This window comes from Flavobacterium sp. PLA-DH12 (assembly GCF_059511845.1).
In genome coordinates, this window is the sequence record NZ_JCAMPD010000002.1 from 44553 (window position 1) to 60534 (window position 15982).

Sequence of the window (15982 nt, forward strand, 5' to 3'; positions counted from 1 at the left end):
TACAAAATTAAGGCACATCGTCTCCCATACTTTCTGTCCAGATCGCAAACCAATCTTGCGTATCCATTTCCAATTCTACTGCTTTCATTAAAGACTGAATTCTGGCAATATTTACAGTTCCCGCAATAGGAATTATTTTGGCAGGGTGTTTTAAAATCCAAGCTAATAATAAAGTATCAGATCCTAAATGGTATTTTTCTACTAATTCAGAAAACAGTTTTTTTAAACGACGTGTTTTTTTGGTATCTTCTCTAAAAACAGTTCCAAGCGGATTCCAAGACAACGGACGAATTCCATGTGTTTGCATATAATCTAAACTCCCGTCTGTCATTGCTTCGTAATGCGTTGCCGAAAACTGCACCTGATTATAGCTCACTTCAGTTTTACTGCGAATTAATTCGGTTTGAGAGCTCGTAAAGTTAGAAAGTCCAAAATCAATAATTTTTCCTTCTCCTTTTAACTTTTCAATTGCTTCGGCAATTTCATCAGCCTGCATTAACGGACTTGGTCTATGAAGTAAAAAAACATCTACATAATCTGTTTTTAAATTCTTCAAAGATGTTTCTACAGACTTAATAATATAGTCTTTAGAATAATCATAATGTTTGATTTTGTTTTCAGGGCGTTTTTCAGCAATCATCTGAATTCCGCACTTGGTAATTAATTGTAATTTTTCACGATCAATTTTACTTGCGTGAAAGGCTTTTCCAAAATCGGCTTCGGTCGTATACGAACCGTAAATATCCGCGTGATCAAAAGTCGTAATTTTGTTTTCGATACTTACCTGTATCATGTTTTCCATTTCTTTGGTTGTAAGGTTTTTATCCCAAACTCCCCAATTCATAGTGCCCGAAATTATAGGCGATAAGACTGTTTTGCTCATAATAATTATGCGTTATTTTTGGTAATAATTATGCTTTAATAAAACATAATCATCAAAGTTCTTAAAAATATAAAAATAGATTCACAATTAGTCCTTAAAATTAAGTCATTGGTCGAAGTTTTAACCATTCTTTAACATCTTACTTCTCAAAAAATATTCAATTTGCACTCTCAAAAATTAGGCGTAAAAATCAAGGTTTTAAAAATATTTATATGGAAGAAAATACAACGACTTTAGACATTAGAGCGATAAATGAAAAAATTGAAAGAGAAAGTGCTTTTATAGACCTTCTTACAATGGAAATGAACAAAGTTATTGTGGGTCAGAAACATATGGTCGAGCGTCTATTGATCGGATTACTTGGACAAGGGCATATTTTATTGGAAGGAGTTCCAGGTCTGGCAAAAACTTTAGCCATTAATACGCTTTCTCAAGCGGTTCAGGGTTCTTTCAGCCGTATCCAATTTACGCCAGATTTACTGCCTGCCGATGTTATCGGAACCATGATTTACAACATTAAAGCAAACGAGTTCTCAATTAAAAAAGGACCAATTTTCGCCAATTTCGTACTTGCCGATGAGATTAACCGTGCTCCTGCAAAAGTTCAGTCAGCACTTTTAGAGGCGATGCAGGAAAAACAAGTTACTATTGGTGACACTACTTTCAAATTAGATCGTCCGTTTTTAGTATTAGCAACACAAAATCCTGTTGAACAAGAAGGAACATACGCACTTCCTGAAGCACAGGTTGACCGTTTTATGCTAAAAACTGTAATCGACTACCCAAAAATTGATGAAGAGCGTTTTGTAATTCGCCAAAACTTAAAAGGATCTTACGAAAAAGTAAATCCGGTAGTTTCGGTTGACCAAATTTTACGTGCGCAAGAAGCTGTTCGTGAAGTTTATATGGACGAAAAAATTGAGAAATATATCTTGGATATCATTTTTGCTACTCGTTATCCAGAAAAATACAAATTAGCCGATTTAAAACCGCTTATCAGTTTTGGGGCTTCTCCTCGTGGAAGTATCAACTTGGCTAATGCTGCAAAATGCTATGCTTTCATCAAACGTCGCGGTTATGTAATTCCAGAAGACGTTCGTGCAGTTGTTCACGATGTATTACGTCACAGAGTAGGAATCACTTACGAAGCAGAAGCAGAAAACATTACTTCTGTAGACATTATCAACAAAATCGTTAACGAGATTGAGGTACCTTAAAAAGTTGATGGTTGATAGTTTTTTGTTGATGGTTTATACGCCATCAACCAACAACCCTAAACCATAAACCAAACAAAAAATGGATACAAAAGAGCTTTTAAAAAAAGTACGGAAAATAGAAATCAAAACGAAAAGACTGAGTAATCATATCTTTTCGGGAGAATACCACTCTTCATTTAAAGGACGAGGAATGACGTTTAGCGAGGTGCGTCAATACCAATACGGAGATGATATTCGTAACATCGATTGGAATGTAACCGCACGCTACAACGAAGCTCATGTTAAGGTATTTGAAGAAGAACGCGAATTAACCATGGTTTTAATGGTCGATATTTCGGGTTCGGAATCTTTTGGTTCTAAAAATCAATTCAAGAAAGACATTGTAACCGAAATTGCGGCAACGATGGCTTTTTCGGCTACACAGAATAATGACAAAATTGGTTTAATATTATTTTCTGATACTGTAGAATTATATATTCCGCCAAAAAAAGGACGTTCGCACGTGCTTCGCATCATTCGTGAATTGATTGAATTTGAACCAAAAAGTCATAAAACAGACATTGCTCAAGCCTTGAAATTTTTATCTGGAACCCAGAAAAAGAAAGCTATTATTTTTATGATTTCCGATTTTATGTCTGACTCTTATGAGCATACTTTAAAAATCGCGTCGAAAAAACATGACATTACAGGTGTTCGAGTGTATGACATCCGTGAAGAAAGAATTCCCAATTTAGGAATGGTAAACATGCTAGATGCCGAAACTGGAAAAATCCAATTGGTTGATACAAGTTCAAAAGCTGTTCGTATGAATTATGAGAAGCACTATCAGGAGAAACTAAATTACTTTAAAGATACTTTCCGTAAATCTGGAGCAGGAATTGTAAATACCAGAGTAGACGAAAATTACGTTACTAAACTATTAGGCTATTTTAAATCACGATAAAATTTGGCAGTTTTGATTAACCATCAAAAATCGTTAATCTAAAATCTTCAATCGTTAATCAAATGAAATTTAAACTTTATATATTTTTATTGCTTTTTTCAACTATGATTTTTGCTCAGCAGAAACCAGTAGAAACAAGCATTGATACTACAAAAAACAAAATTGGTGCAGAGTTCAAACTGACACTAAAAACGGTCGTAAACTCAAAATCAAAAGTTGAATTTCCAAAGCTTAAAAACATTGGGCCATTAGAAGTTATTCAATCTTATCCAGTTGATACGGTTAAGAAAGATGATACTTATGAGTTAATCAAAAAATATGGTTTAACACAGTTTGATTCTGGTCGTTATACAATTCCAAGCGTTAAGATATTAATCGATAAAAAGCCTTTTTATAGCGATTCTATTAAGGTTGAAGTAGCCAATGTAAAAGTGGACACACTACAGCAAAAAATGTATGATATTAAAGATATTTCCACTGTTGACGAAGGCATCGGCAATTGGTGGATTTATGTTTTAATAGCTTTAGTAATTATCGGAATCGGAGCCTTTGTTTATTGGTACGTTAAAAAACGTCAGCTGAAAAAAATCGAAGAAGAAGTTTACAAAACACCTATCGAAAAAGCTACAAGCTTATTAAACAACTTAGAACAAAAAGAACTGGTTCAAAAAGGTGAAATTAAAGAATACTATAGTGAATTAACTGATATTGCACGTAATTATATAGAAGAAGCGATTCATATTCCAGCAATGGAAAGTACTACTTCTGAGTTAATTTCGGCAATTAGAGATGCTTCTACCAAAAAGAAAATGACGCTTACGCCAGAAACAGTTGAAAATCTGGAACGCGTTTTACGTCAAGCCGATTTAGTAAAATTTGCGAAATCTAAACCGCTTGAATTTGAAATTAAAGAAGATAAAAATAAAATCCAGAAAGTAATTTTAACGCTTGACAATGCTATTCCAACAGAAGTTCCTGAGGACATAGAAGATCAATTGTTAAACGAAGCGCAAAGACAAAAACAAATTCAGGCACAACTTAAGAAACAGCGCAATGCAAGAATCGGTTATGCTGTTGCCGCTATCATACTTTTATTGTTTGCCACAACAACGTTCTTTGTGGTTACCAAAGGGTTCAATTACGTAAAAGACAATATAATTGGCCATCCTTCTAAAGAATTATTGGAAGGCGAATGGGTAAAAAGTGCGTACGGAAATCCAGCCGTTATTATTGAAACTCCAAAGGTTTTAAAAAGATTGGACGCGCAAAAAGCACTTCCAAAAGAAGCAATGGCTCTTATTAAAGAAATGCAGCTTTTTGCATACGGCAGCTTGATTGACAATTTCTATGTAACCGTTTCAACATCTAAATTTAAACAGCCAACAGATATTGATTTAAGCAAAACTCTTGAAGGAACGCTAAAAATTATTGAAGCTCAAGGCGGACAAAATATTATTGTAAAACAAGAAGATTTTCAAACAAACGAAGGTATTCAGGGAATAAAAGGTTACGGAACAATGACTGTTTTGAATCCAGCAACCAAAACAAGTACAAAGGCGTATTATGAATTGCTGCTTTTCAAACAAGATCAAGGTTTACAGCAAATTTTGATTTTACATGAAGAAGGCGATACTTATGCAAATGAAATCACTACCCGAATACTAAATTCTGTTGAACTTCAAAGAGCAAACAACTAATGAGCAAGATCACTTTTTTAAATCCAGAGTTTCTTTGGTTGTTTCTATTAATTCCGATTGCGATAATCTGGTTTTTCTGGAAACGCAACCAGCAGTCGGCTACCTTAAAAATGAGTTCGACAGCAGGATTCCAAAATAATGAATCGTTTTGGACCAAGTTCAAACCTGCTTTATACGTTTTCAGAATTCTTGCTTTATGTTCATTGATTATAGCATTGGCTCGACCAAGAACAGTAGACATTAGCAACCAGACTAAAACGACAAAAGGAATTGATATTGTAATGGCAATTGACGTTTCTGGCTCTATGCTGGCAAAAGATTTAAAGCCGAACCGTATGGAAGCTTTAAAAAGAGTGGCAGCAGATTTCGTTGAAGAAAGACCAAATGATAGAATCGGATTGGTTTTGTACGCTTCTGAAGCTTATACCAAAACTCCTGTAACTAGTGACAAAGCAATCATTCTTGAAGCTATAAAAGGTATTAAATACGATACGGTTTTACAAGACGGAACTGGAATTGGAATGGGATTGGCAACGGCTGTAAATCGTCTAAAAGACAGTAAAGCAAAAAGCCGTGTTATCATTTTGCTTACAGATGGTGTAAATAATGCTGGATTTATCGAACCAGAAACTGCCGCTGATATTGCAAAACAATACGGAATAAAAGTTTACACCATTGGTCTTGGAACAAACGGGATGGCAGAATCTCCATACGCATACGCACCAAACGGAGGTTTCTTATTCAAAATGCAAAAAGTTGAAATCGATGAAAGGCTGATGAAAAGTATTGCCCAAAAAACAGACGGAACATACTTTAGAGCAACAAGCAACGATAAATTAGCAGAAATATACAACTCAATCAATAAACTGGAAACAACAGAAATTCAAGAATTAAAATTCTATGATTATGATGAAAAGTACAGAGCTTTTGTTTTATTTGCAGGCTTTTTGCTGTTACTAGAAGTTGGATTAAGAAATACGGTTTATAGAAGCTTTATTTAATATTTTAGTCGCAGTCACAGCTTACAGTAAACAACTGAAAACTGTGACCGAAAATTGCGACTGAAAACTAGAATTAAAAAATGGAATTAGACGAAAAAAAATATTTATATCTCTTACTGCTTATCCCAATTGTGGTGTGCATTTTCCTTTTCAATATGTATTGGAAAAGAAGAACACAGCGTGAATTTGGTGACTTGGAAATGGTAAAAAGATTAAGCCCAGAGAAATCGGTTTTTAAACCTGTTTTAAAAATTGTAGTTATCCTTTTGGCACTTACCTGTTTGATTATCGGTTTGGTAAATCCGAAAATTGGAACCAAGATGGAAACCGTAAAACGAGAAGGTATTGACATCGTTTTTGCTGTAGACGTTTCTAAAAGTATGCTGGCAGAAGATGTCGTTCCTAGCCGTCTAGACAAAAGTAAACAGCTGGTTTCTCAAATCATTAATAATTTAGGAAGCGATAGAATTGGAATTGTTGCTTACGCAGGAAGCGCTTTCCCTGTTTTACCAATTACATCAGATTACAGCGTTGCAAAAATGTTTTTACAAAGTATGAGTCCAGGAATGGTTTCATCTCAAGGAACATCTTTGGACGAGGCGATTAAATTGTCTTCGACTTACTTTGATGAAAAAAGCAAAACCAGCAAATTATTAATTCTGATTTCTGATGGTGAAGATCATTCTGAAGGTGCAGCTGCGGCGGCAGAAGAAGCGAATAAATTAGGAATGAAAATCATCACTATTGGTGTTGGTACAGAAAAAGGAGGTACAATTCCGTTAAAAGAAAATGGTGTTGTAAGAGGCTATCAGAAAGATCAAAATGGAGAAACTGTAATTACCAAATTAAATCAAGAAGGTTTAAAAACAATTGCAAAAGCAACAAAAGGTGGTTATGTTTATGGCGGAAGCACAAAAGAAGTTTTAGAATATGTCAAAAATGCTTTAAACAATATTCAGAAAACAGAATTTGAGGCAACACAAATGGCCGAGTTTCAATCGCAGTTTCAGTGGTTTATCGGATTTGCATTTTTATTGCTTTTCCTAGACATTTTCTTATTAGAAAGAAAAACAAGCTGGATCAAAGAGTTGGATTTATTTAATGAAAAGAAATAAAAAAGTTAGCCACTAATTACTCGAATTTACACGAAAGACAATTATTTAATTTGTGAAATTCAAAAATAATGATAAAAAAATTAGTGCCAATTTGTGACCCGAACGATAGTGAACAGGCGAAGCAAATTCGTGGCGAAAAAAAATAAAATTAGAATGAAAAATTTACTCCTTTATATTTTACTAACCGTTTCTTTTGCAGTTTCTGCTCAGGAAAAAGACAAAACATTGCCTACTGGTAATGAAGAATATAAGCAGAATAAATTTACTGATGCTGAGGCAAACTATAGAATTTCGGAATCAAAATTTCCTAAAAAATCAGCAGCGCCTTATAATTTAGGAAATACCATTTACAGACAAAATCAGATTTCGGAAGCTAAATTTGCTTACGCGAAAGCAATAAAAAATGCCAAAACAAGACCTGAAAAACACAAGGCTTATCATAACCTTGGAAATACTTTCATGAAAGAGAAAGATTATACTCAGGCAGTTGAAGCTTACAAACAAGCACTTCGTAACGATCCAACCGATGAGGAAACACGTTACAATTATGCTTATGCCAAACAAAAGCTAAAAGAAAATCCTCCTAAAAACGATCAGAAAGATAAAAATAAGGACAAAGACAAGGATAAGGATAAAAACAAAGACAAGGACAAGGACAAGGACAAGGATAAAAATAAAGATAAAGACAAGGATAAAAAAGACGATAAAGGCGATCCAGACAAAGACAAAAAAGATGGCCAAAATGATCCTAAAAAAGACGACAAATCAGACAATCAAGGCCAGCCAAAACCACAGCCTGGAGGAATATCAAAAGAACGTGTTCAGAATTTATTAGATGCTGTTAATAATGAAGAAAAGAAAATTCAGGACAAAGTAAACGCTCAAAAAGTAAAAGGTAGTCCTAAGAAAACAGAAAAAGACTGGTAAAATAAGTTGAATCGTTTAATCGTTTATTTGTTATTACAAAACGATTAAACGGTTTAACAGTTAAACAAACAACGACTAAAACAAGTAATGAAAAGATATTTAATTCTATTTCTAATCACTTTTCAAGGACTTATGGCTCAAGTACAATTTGAAGCCAGAGTCAGCAAAAACTCGCTTGGAATAAATGAAAGACTTCGCATAGACTTCATCATGAATGTGGACGGAGATAATTTCGAGCAACCTTCTTTTGACGGATTTAAAATGGTTGCGGGACCAAGCCAACAGATTAGCCAGTCTTGGATAAACGGACGCAGTTCTTTTCAAAAAATATACTCCTATATCTTACAACCTGAAAGAAAAGGTGCCTTAACAATAAAACAGGCCGCTATAGAATTCAATGGACAGGTTTACAAAACCAATCCGATAAAGGTTACAGTAACCAATGCTGTGGCTCAGGAAAGAGATCCAAATGACAGACCTCAAGGATCTGGAAATGAATTATTGGAACTCGTTGCCGAAATCTCAAAAACAAATCCGTACTTAAACGAACCAATTACAGTCGTTTACAAACTGTATTTTAATAATATTGGTGTTACTGGTTTTAAAGAATTGGCAAAACCTAAATACAATGATTTTTGGAATCAGAACATTGATGTTAAGCAGCTTTCTGTACAGCAAGGTTCTTACCAAGGTCAGCAAGCTTATTATGTAATCTTAAAAAAGACTATTCTATATCCTCAAAAATCAGGAAGACTTACAATTGAACCTCTTTCACTAGATATTGGCGTACAGTTACCAACAAATCGTCGTGACATGTTTGGTCAAATGATTATTGCAGAAGACAATAAAGTGGTTTCTGCTGGAGCAAAAACAATCAATGTGCGACCGCTTCCAGAAACAAACAAACCAGAAGGATTTACAGGTGCTGTCGGAAGATTTAATTTTACCGTTACTCCATCAAAAACAACACTTAAAAATGGTGAAGGACTTGACTTAATCGTAAGCGCACAAGGTAGTGGAAACATGAAGTTATTTACACTTCCAAAACCTGTTGTCCCAAATGCACTGGAAATGTATGATCCAGTTCACGATGAAAACGTAACCACTTCTTTGACTGGCATGTCTGGTAGAATTACAGATAAATATACTATTGTACCGCAATACAGAGGAAAGTATGCGATCAAACCAATGCAGTTTTCTTATTTTGATTTGAGTACTGGCACTTATAAAACGATCACTTCAAAAGAAATTATGATTGATGTTTTAGACGGACCGACACCTGCTGAAGCAAATACAGGAGCTGCATCTAAAAATGTTGTAGCCAAAGCAGATCAATTTAAAAACATAAAACCTAAAACAATATTAATTCCTATTGCGAAAAAAGATTTTTATGATTCAAATCTATATTTAGGATTATTGTTAGCTCCTTTTATCATTATTCCGATCATCATTTTAGCTAGAAAGAAAAAAGAGGCTATGGATAGTGATGTTACTGGAAACAGAATTAGAATGAACAATAAGCTGGCTAAAAAATATTTATCGCAAGCCAAGAAACATCTTAACAACAAAGAGCCTTTCTATATCGCATTAGAAAAAGCAATGCATAACTTCTTGAAAGCAAAACTGCATATTGAAACTTCAGAAATGAGTAAAGACAATATTAGAGAATTGCTATTGTCTAGAAATGCAAATGCAGAAACGGTTCAGAATTTTATTGCTTTGACTGAAAACTGCGAATTTGCACGTTATGCACCAGCATCGAGCGCTTCAATTCAGCAGGATTATGATAAAGCGGTTATGATTATTTCTGAATTAGAAAAACAGATTGTTTAAACGTAATAAAACAAACCTGACAGGTTTTGAAAACCTGTCAGGTTTAAACAAAATAAGATGAAAAACATACGATATCTCTTTTTATTCATCTCGCAGGTTTTCTTTGCGCAAGGTCGTTTTGAATCGGCCAATGCATTGTACCAAAAAGGGCAATATAAAGAAGCAGCACAGGTTTATGAGAACATTATAAAAGAAGATAAATTACAGTCTGCCGAATTGTATTTTAATCTTGGAAACTGTTATTACAAACTAAATCAGGTTGCGCCTTCGATTTATAATTATGAAAAAGCTTTGGTTCTTAAACCAAATGATCCAGAGACTTTAAATAATTTAAAGTTTGCCAAAAAACTAACCATTGACGAAATCAAAGAAGTTCCTAAAGTAGGTTTTGCAAAACTGATTCAGAACTTTACTTCCATTTTTGATTATAATACTTGGGCTAAAATTTCTGTTGTGCTTGGTTTTGTGTTTTTATTGAGTTTTATTGGGTATTATTTTTCGAGCGCTACAATTGCAAAAAGGATTTATTTCGTCGGAATGTTTATCATTTTGGTAGCCTTTGCTTTAAGCATTTCGGCTGGAATGTCTGAAAAAAGTCATTTTGAAAACGATCGTGTTGCCATTGTTTTTTCGGAATTAAGTCAAGTGAGACATGAGCCTCAAAAATCTTCAAACGGAATTATTTTATTGCACGAAGGAGCAAAAGTTTATGTCTTGGAAAGTGTTGCTGGCTGGAAAAAAATCGAATTGACAGACGGAACTCAAGGTTGGATAGAATCGGCAACAATCAAAGAAGTAAAATAGATTTTAAAAATATTCAAATAAAAAATTCCAAATTCCAATTTTAAGTTGGAGTTTGGAATTTTTCTTTTTTGAAATTTAATGATTAATTCACAGCATCCACCAATCTAACAAATTCAGATCTGTAACCATCTTCGTCATTTGACAAACCAGATTTTGCTAATCTTTTGATGTCCGAACTTGAACTGTTGGCTATATATTTTGATTCACGCAATTTTAATCCGAACCAAGAAACTGCAGTTGTAAATTTAAAATCAGGAGAACTATTTTCTAAATCTGTTTTCTGATCTGCTATAACATTTACAATTTCAATACTTTTGTTGCCATCAGGTTTTTTATATCTAAATTTTACTGTAGCCAATTCATCACTGTAATTTCCCTCAGTTTGTTTTGTTTTAGTGTATTTCAGATCTGACGGAACATAGTCACTTTCTACACCTATTGGAACGATTTCATACAAAGCTGTAACTGAATGTCCGCTTCCCAATTCGCCCGCATCAATTTTATCATTTTTAAAATCTTCTGCATTCAGTTTTCGGTTTTCATAACCAATCAATCGGTATGCTTGAACATGTTTTGGGTTAAACTCAATTTGAATTTTTACATCTTTCGCAATAGCAAACATAGATCCTTTAAATTCTTTTCCAAGAAAACGATTTGCTTCCTGAATATTATCGATATAAGCATAATTTCCATTTCCTTTGTCGGCCAAAATTTCCATTTTACTGTCTTTATAATTCCCCATTCCAAATCCTAAAACGGTTAAGAAAACTCCAGACTCTCTTTTCTGCTCTATCAATTTCAACATATCATCATCTGAAGAAGCGCCAACATTAAAATCTCCATCTGTAGCTATTACCACTCTATTATTTCCCTCTTTAATGAAATTTTGTTGTGCAAGTTTGTAAGCCAATTCAATTCCTTCTCCCCCAGCTGTACTTCCTCCAGCATGCAAATCGTCAAAAGCATCCATAATTTCGTCTTTATTATCTCCAGAAGTTGGCTCTAAAACGACTCCTGCAGATCCTGCATAAACTACAATCGAAACTTTATCAATGCTTCGAAGTTCTTTTACCAAGATTTTCATGGATTCTTTTAGCAACGGTAGTTTGTTTGGTTCATCCATAGAACCAGAAACATCTACTAAAAAAACCAGATTAGTAGCCGGCAAATTTGCCATTGGAATATTTTTTCCCTGTAAACCAATTTTTAGTAATCGGCTGTTTTTATTCCACGGACAATCACTGTATTCTGTATTAATTGCGAATGGATGCTGGCCATCTGGCTGTGGATATTTGTATTTAAAGAAGTTGATCATTTCTTCGACACGAACAGCATCTTTAGGAACTTTTTGTCCTTCGTTAATAAATCGGCGAATATTGGTATACGATGCATTATCAACATCGATAGAAAAAGTAGAAAGTGGTTCTTTGAGCGGAGATTCAAACGGATTTTCTTCCAATCCTGCGTAGCTTTCTGTGTTCGATTCAATGTACATTTCCTCTGGAATTGCATCGGTCACAGCCGCAGCAGAATCAACTGTCTCATAACTTTGGTCGGGTGCATACGCTTTCTTACAGCTAAAAATAGTAAGTACGAGGAATGCCATCATAAAGAAATTAAGATTTCTCATAAAGTAAGTTTTTAAAAAATTAATAAAAGGTTATAGGCTTCAAATAAAGACTAGCATTCCGGATTTACTAGAGGCGATTATTTGCATTTTGTCGAGTATCAAAATCGTGCCAATTTTTTTACAAATATTTTTCTTACGTGAAAATAAAATGAGAAACCCTTATTTTTAAAGGGATTTTTAGCTGAAAATATTTTTTTGTTTTTTGTAAAATGAGAAATGTGAGAAGTGAAATGTAATTCTATCTTTTGTCCATACAGAATTGTAGAGACGCACTGCAGTGCGTCTACGTCAAGCATATCGACAAACATTGTGTCGGATGCACTGGAATGAATATTTATTTTTTGCCACAGATTAAATGATTTTAAAAGATTAATCCTTTCTAATCTTGTAATCTGTGGCAGTAATTTATATTCTATATGTTAGACGCACTGCGGTGCGTCTCTACAGAATACCGGAATGTAAAATTAAAACTGATAAATTCTCTGAGGCGTAACGCAATAATCCAATTTAATATCCGATTCAAAAACATCATCAATTTGGTTTACGGCTTCAAAAAATGAAAGTCCGATTTTGATGGTTTCTGGTTTGCATTCGGCGAGGAATTTATCGTAGAAACCTTTTCCGTAACCAATTCGGTTTCCAAAAATATCAAAAGCCAAAAGCGGTACAAAAACCACTTCCACTTTAGACGAAGGAACTTCAATTCCGTCAACTGGTTCCGGAATATTGTATTCGTTCTTTTTAATTTTGGTATTATCTGTTAATAGAAAATGAGTCATTTTTCTAGATTCAAAATCGCTTTTAGAAATCAAGATTTCTTTGTCTTTTCCAGAAAGCAAATGCAAAACATATTCGGTATTGACTTCCTTATGCTCTTCAATCGGAAGAAAAACATGATAATAACTTTTATCCCAAATTGGCATTTCAATTAATTGATTGGCAATTGCCAAACTTTTTTCTTCTATTTCGTCAAAAGAAAGCGCTTTGCGGAGATTTTTATATTCTAATCGGAGTTCTTTTTTACTCGTCGGCATTGTCTGGAATTTTAGATAAATGATAGATTGCGTCGCCTTCATAAACAATTGGCGAATGATTGGCATTAATTACATAACCATCATGGGGTGCTTTGACTTTTTGTTCAAATTTACCAAACGGATCTGTAATGATTGCTAGGATTGTGCCTTTGGTAACAAATTTTCCGACCAAATTAAAATCATGAAGTAAGCCAGAACATTTTGCGCGAAGCCAAACCGATTGCTTGATATAAATGGAAGGAGTTAAAGCTGGCTCAGCAATTTGTTTCGAATCGAGCATTCCTAAATAATGAAGCAAACGTTTGGTTCCCAAAACACCTTGATTTGCAATTTCGTTATTGATGTCTAATGATTTTCCGCCTTCAAAAAGCAACATTTTCACATTGGCATTTTCAGAAGTTTTTCTAAAAGATCCATTTATGTTTTTAGAATACAATGTAAAGGGCGCATTAAAAATGTCGGCCAAAACTTTTAATTCGGGATTATTCTCGGTAATTCTAATTTGCGGAGCATTAAAACGGCTTGCACCACCTGCATGAAAATCGACGGCATAATCTAAAATCGGCAGAATTTCTTCGACAATATGATACGCAAATCGACTGGCAAGTGAACCTTTTTTGCTTCCTGGAAAAACACGATTCAAATCACGCCCGTCTGGAAACTCGCGTGATTTATTTACAAAACCGTACATATTGATTACCGGAATGCAGATAATAGTCCCTCGCGACGGTCTGTTGATTTTTTTACTGATAATCTGACGAACAATTTCGACACCATTAATTTCGTCGCCATGAATTCCTGCAGAAAATAAAACAGTCGGCCCTTCGTGCTTAGAGCGACGAACAATAACAGGAATATTTAGTTTTGTTGTAGTATGAAGCCGAGCAATTTCGACATTTATTGTTCTATGTTCTCCCGGCAAAATCGATTCGCCGAAAATAACCAATGGAGCACTATTTTTCATGTAGAATTATAAAATCTAAATATAGAAATTATTCTTTTGATTTTGTAAATTTGAAACTAATTCAATGTTAAGCTTCTTTTAGAAACAGGAATGTTTTTTGAAAAGCTTATCAAACATCTTCAGAAACACAATAGAATGCAAAAACCGTCCTTAGATCTTCAAATTTTAACGTTGCCTGATAATCCAGGCGTTTATCAATATTATGATAAAGACGGGAAAATCTTGTATGTCGGAAAAGCTAAAAACTTAAAAAAAAGGGTTTCATCCTATTTCAATAAAATTCACGATACTGCCAAAACTAATGTATTGGTAAAAAAAATCGTGACGATAAAACACATTGTAGTTCCAACCGAAACAGATGCGCTTTTATTAGAAAACAATTTAATTAAAACACTTCAGCCAAGATACAATGTTTTGCTTCGTGATGACAAAACGTATCCATGGATTTGTATTAAAAAAGAACCTTTTTCGAGAATATTTTCAACTCGAAACATGGTCAAGGATGGCTCTGAATATTTTGGTCCATACACCAGTTTCAAGACAGTACATACTATTTTAGATTTAATTAAAGAATTATATCCGCTTCGAACTTGTAACTATGACTTGAGCGAATCAAACATTAATTCAGGAAAATTTAAAGTTTGTCTGGAATATCACATTGGTAATTGCAAAGGCCCTTGCGAAGGTTTGGAACCTTTGGAGGAATACCAAAGACAAGTCAATGCTATTCGCGAAATCTTAAAAGGAAACTTCAAAGAAAGTTTAAAAGATTTCAAGAAATTGATGAACAACTATGCTCAGAATCTACAATTTGAAGAAGCGCAAAAAATAAAGGAGAAAATTGAGGTTTTAGAAAACTATCAATCAAAATCGACCATCATTAATCCGAAGATTACCAATATTGATGTTTTCTCTATTGTTTCAGACGAAAGTGCTGCCTATGTCAATTTTCTACAGATTTCTCATGGTTCGATTATTCGTTCGCATACTTTAGAAATGAAGAAAAAGCTAGATGAAAGTGATGAAGAATTACTGGAACTAGCCATTGTAGAACTTCGTGAACGTTTTCAATTATTATCAAAAGAAATCATTGTTCCTTTTGAAATGGATTTAGGCGAAAACATCAAAACTACTGTTCCTCAGCTTGGAGACAAAAAACAGATTTTAGATTTGTCAATTCGAAATGCGAAATTCTATCGAATCGAACAATTAAAACAATTGCAGATTGTAGATCCCGATCGTCATGTAAATCGAATTATGGCACAGATGCAAAAAGATTTACGTCTTCCGTCTGAACCTAGACATATCGAGTGTTTTGATAACTCCAACATTCAGGGAACTAATCCGGTTGCGGCTTGTGTGGTCTTTAAAGACGGAAAGCCGAGCAAAAAAGATTACCGCCATTTTAATGTTAAAACCGTTGAAGGCCCGAACGACTTTGCTTCGATGACCGAAATTGTGTATCGTCGCTACAAAAGATTATTGGACGAAAACGAACCTTTACCGCAATTAATTATTATTGATGGTGGAAAAGGACAGCTTTCGGCAGCATTAAAAAGTATCGACGATTTAGGCTTACGCGGAAAAGTAGCAATCATTGGAATAGCAAAACGTTTGGAAGAACTTTTCTATCCTGGCGATTCGATTCCGTTATACTTAGACAAAAAATCAGAAACTTTAAAAGTGATTCAGCATTTAAGAAATGAAGCACATAGATTCGGAATCACATTTCATAGAGATAAACGCAGTAAATCGGCACTTAATTCTTCGGTTGAAAGCATTCCGGGAATTGGCGAAAAAACCATGACAACATTAATACAACATTTTAAAAGTGTTAAAAGATTGAAATTGGCTACAGAAAAAGAAATTTCAGCTGTTGTAGGTGTTTCTAAAGCCAAAAAAATTGTCGACTTTTACAAAACCAATTAAAGTTT

Annotated in this window: 13 protein-coding genes; 9 read left to right on the forward strand and 4 right to left on the reverse strand. The window is 34.2% G+C overall.

The window, feature by feature from the left end:
* Positions 1 to 7: 7 nt before the first annotated feature.
* Positions 8 to 883, reverse strand: a complete 876-nt coding sequence (locus AC5ZCW_RS03420; protein WP_281634143.1) for an aldo/keto reductase — start codon at positions 881 to 883, stop codon at positions 8 to 10.
* A 212-nt stretch (positions 884 to 1095) separates the two neighbouring features.
* Here AC5ZCW_RS03420 and AC5ZCW_RS03425 point away from each other — a divergent pair, with 212 nt between their 5' ends.
* The 8 genes from AC5ZCW_RS03425 to AC5ZCW_RS03460 all read left to right on the forward strand — a co-directional run bounded on the left by AC5ZCW_RS03425 (position 1096) and on the right by AC5ZCW_RS03460 (position 10420).
* Positions 1096 to 2100, forward strand: coding sequence for an AAA family ATPase (locus AC5ZCW_RS03425; protein ID WP_177211766.1), 1005 nt, complete (start codon positions 1096 to 1098; stop codon positions 2098 to 2100).
* 79 nt (positions 2101 to 2179) lie between these two features.
* Positions 2180 to 3043: a DUF58 domain-containing protein gene (locus AC5ZCW_RS03430; RefSeq protein WP_095928411.1), complete on the forward strand. Its 864-nt coding sequence runs from the start codon at positions 2180 to 2182 to the stop codon at positions 3041 to 3043.
* Positions 3044 to 3105: 62 nt separating this feature from the next.
* Complete coding sequence (locus tag AC5ZCW_RS03435; RefSeq protein ID WP_343541062.1) at positions 3106 to 4740, forward strand: hypothetical protein; 1635 nt, start codon at positions 3106 to 3108, stop codon at positions 4738 to 4740.
* Positions 4740 to 5741 carry a vWA domain-containing protein gene (locus tag AC5ZCW_RS03440; protein WP_177211764.1) on the forward strand — a complete coding sequence of 334 codons (1002 nt, stop codon included), beginning with the start codon at positions 4740 to 4742 and terminating at the stop codon, positions 5739 to 5741. The genes AC5ZCW_RS03435 and AC5ZCW_RS03440 overlap by 1 nt, the downstream gene beginning before the upstream one ends.
* Before the next feature lie 80 nt (positions 5742 to 5821).
* A complete protein-coding gene (locus AC5ZCW_RS03445) occupies positions 5822 to 6856 on the forward strand; it encodes a vWA domain-containing protein (RefSeq protein WP_198855323.1) in 1035 nt (344 codons plus the stop codon).
* A 153-nt stretch (positions 6857 to 7009) separates the two neighbouring features.
* Positions 7010 to 7783 (forward strand): tetratricopeptide repeat protein, encoded by a 774-nt coding sequence (locus AC5ZCW_RS03450; RefSeq protein ID WP_496117945.1) that lies wholly within the window; start codon positions 7010 to 7012, stop codon positions 7781 to 7783.
* An 87-nt stretch (positions 7784 to 7870) separates the two neighbouring features.
* Positions 7871 to 9616 carry a BatD family protein gene (locus AC5ZCW_RS03455; RefSeq protein WP_496117947.1) on the forward strand — a complete coding sequence of 582 codons (1746 nt, stop codon included), beginning with the start codon at positions 7871 to 7873 and terminating at the stop codon, positions 9614 to 9616.
* Between the two features lie 57 nt (positions 9617 to 9673).
* A complete protein-coding gene (locus AC5ZCW_RS03460; RefSeq protein ID WP_343541056.1) occupies positions 9674 to 10420 on the forward strand; it encodes a tetratricopeptide repeat protein in 747 nt (248 codons plus the stop codon).
* 82 nt (positions 10421 to 10502) lie between these two features.
* On the opposite strand, the gene AC5ZCW_RS03465 is transcribed toward AC5ZCW_RS03460, so the two are convergent.
* From AC5ZCW_RS03465 to AC5ZCW_RS03475, 3 genes are all read right to left on the reverse strand, one after another.
* Complete coding sequence (locus AC5ZCW_RS03465; protein WP_496117949.1) at positions 10503 to 12050, reverse strand: vWA domain-containing protein; 1548 nt, start codon at positions 12048 to 12050, stop codon at positions 10503 to 10505.
* A 464-nt stretch (positions 12051 to 12514) separates the two neighbouring features.
* Entirely contained in the window at positions 12515 to 13084 is a 570-nt protein-coding gene (locus tag AC5ZCW_RS03470; protein WP_496117951.1) for a 5-formyltetrahydrofolate cyclo-ligase, read from the reverse strand.
* Positions 13071 to 14048, reverse strand: coding sequence for a succinylglutamate desuccinylase/aspartoacylase family protein (locus AC5ZCW_RS03475; RefSeq protein ID WP_281634149.1), 978 nt, complete (start codon positions 14046 to 14048; stop codon positions 13071 to 13073). Before AC5ZCW_RS03475 ends, AC5ZCW_RS03470 begins: the two co-directional genes overlap by 14 nt.
* 135 nt (positions 14049 to 14183) lie before the next feature.
* On the opposite strand from AC5ZCW_RS03475, the gene uvrC reads away from it, so the two are divergent.
* Entirely contained in the window at positions 14184 to 15977 is a 1794-nt protein-coding gene (uvrC, locus tag AC5ZCW_RS03480) for an excinuclease ABC subunit UvrC (protein WP_496117954.1), read from the forward strand.
* Positions 15978 to 15982 lie beyond the last annotated feature (5 nt).

Coding starts and splice junctions, on each gene's coding strand:
- AC5ZCW_RS03475 (WP_281634149.1), bottom strand. CDS start 14,048: ATGAAAAATAGTGCTCCATTGGTTATTTTCGGCGAATCGATTTTGCCG.
- AC5ZCW_RS03470 (WP_496117951.1), bottom strand. CDS start 13,084: ATGCCGACGAGTAAAAAAGAACTCCGATTAGAATATAAAAATCTCCGC.
- AC5ZCW_RS03445 (WP_198855323.1), top strand. CDS start 5,822: ATGGAATTAGACGAAAAAAAATATTTATATCTCTTACTGCTTATCCCA.
- uvrC (WP_496117954.1), top strand. CDS start 14,184: ATGCAAAAACCGTCCTTAGATCTTCAAATTTTAACGTTGCCTGATAAT.
- AC5ZCW_RS03460 (WP_343541056.1), top strand. CDS start 9,674: ATGAAAAACATACGATATCTCTTTTTATTCATCTCGCAGGTTTTCTTT.
- AC5ZCW_RS03450 (WP_496117945.1), top strand. CDS start 7,010: ATGAAAAATTTACTCCTTTATATTTTACTAACCGTTTCTTTTGCAGTT.
- AC5ZCW_RS03435 (WP_343541062.1), top strand. CDS start 3,106: ATGAAATTTAAACTTTATATATTTTTATTGCTTTTTTCAACTATGATT.
- AC5ZCW_RS03420 (WP_281634143.1), bottom strand. CDS start 883: ATGAGCAAAACAGTCTTATCGCCTATAATTTCGGGCACTATGAATTGG.
- AC5ZCW_RS03465 (WP_496117949.1), bottom strand. CDS start 12,050: ATGAGAAATCTTAATTTCTTTATGATGGCATTCCTCGTACTTACTATT.
- AC5ZCW_RS03430 (WP_095928411.1), top strand. CDS start 2,180: ATGGATACAAAAGAGCTTTTAAAAAAAGTACGGAAAATAGAAATCAAA.
- AC5ZCW_RS03440 (WP_177211764.1), top strand. CDS start 4,740: ATGAGCAAGATCACTTTTTTAAATCCAGAGTTTCTTTGGTTGTTTCTA.
- AC5ZCW_RS03455 (WP_496117947.1), top strand. CDS start 7,871: ATGAAAAGATATTTAATTCTATTTCTAATCACTTTTCAAGGACTTATG.
- AC5ZCW_RS03425 (WP_177211766.1), top strand. CDS start 1,096: ATGGAAGAAAATACAACGACTTTAGACATTAGAGCGATAAATGAAAAA.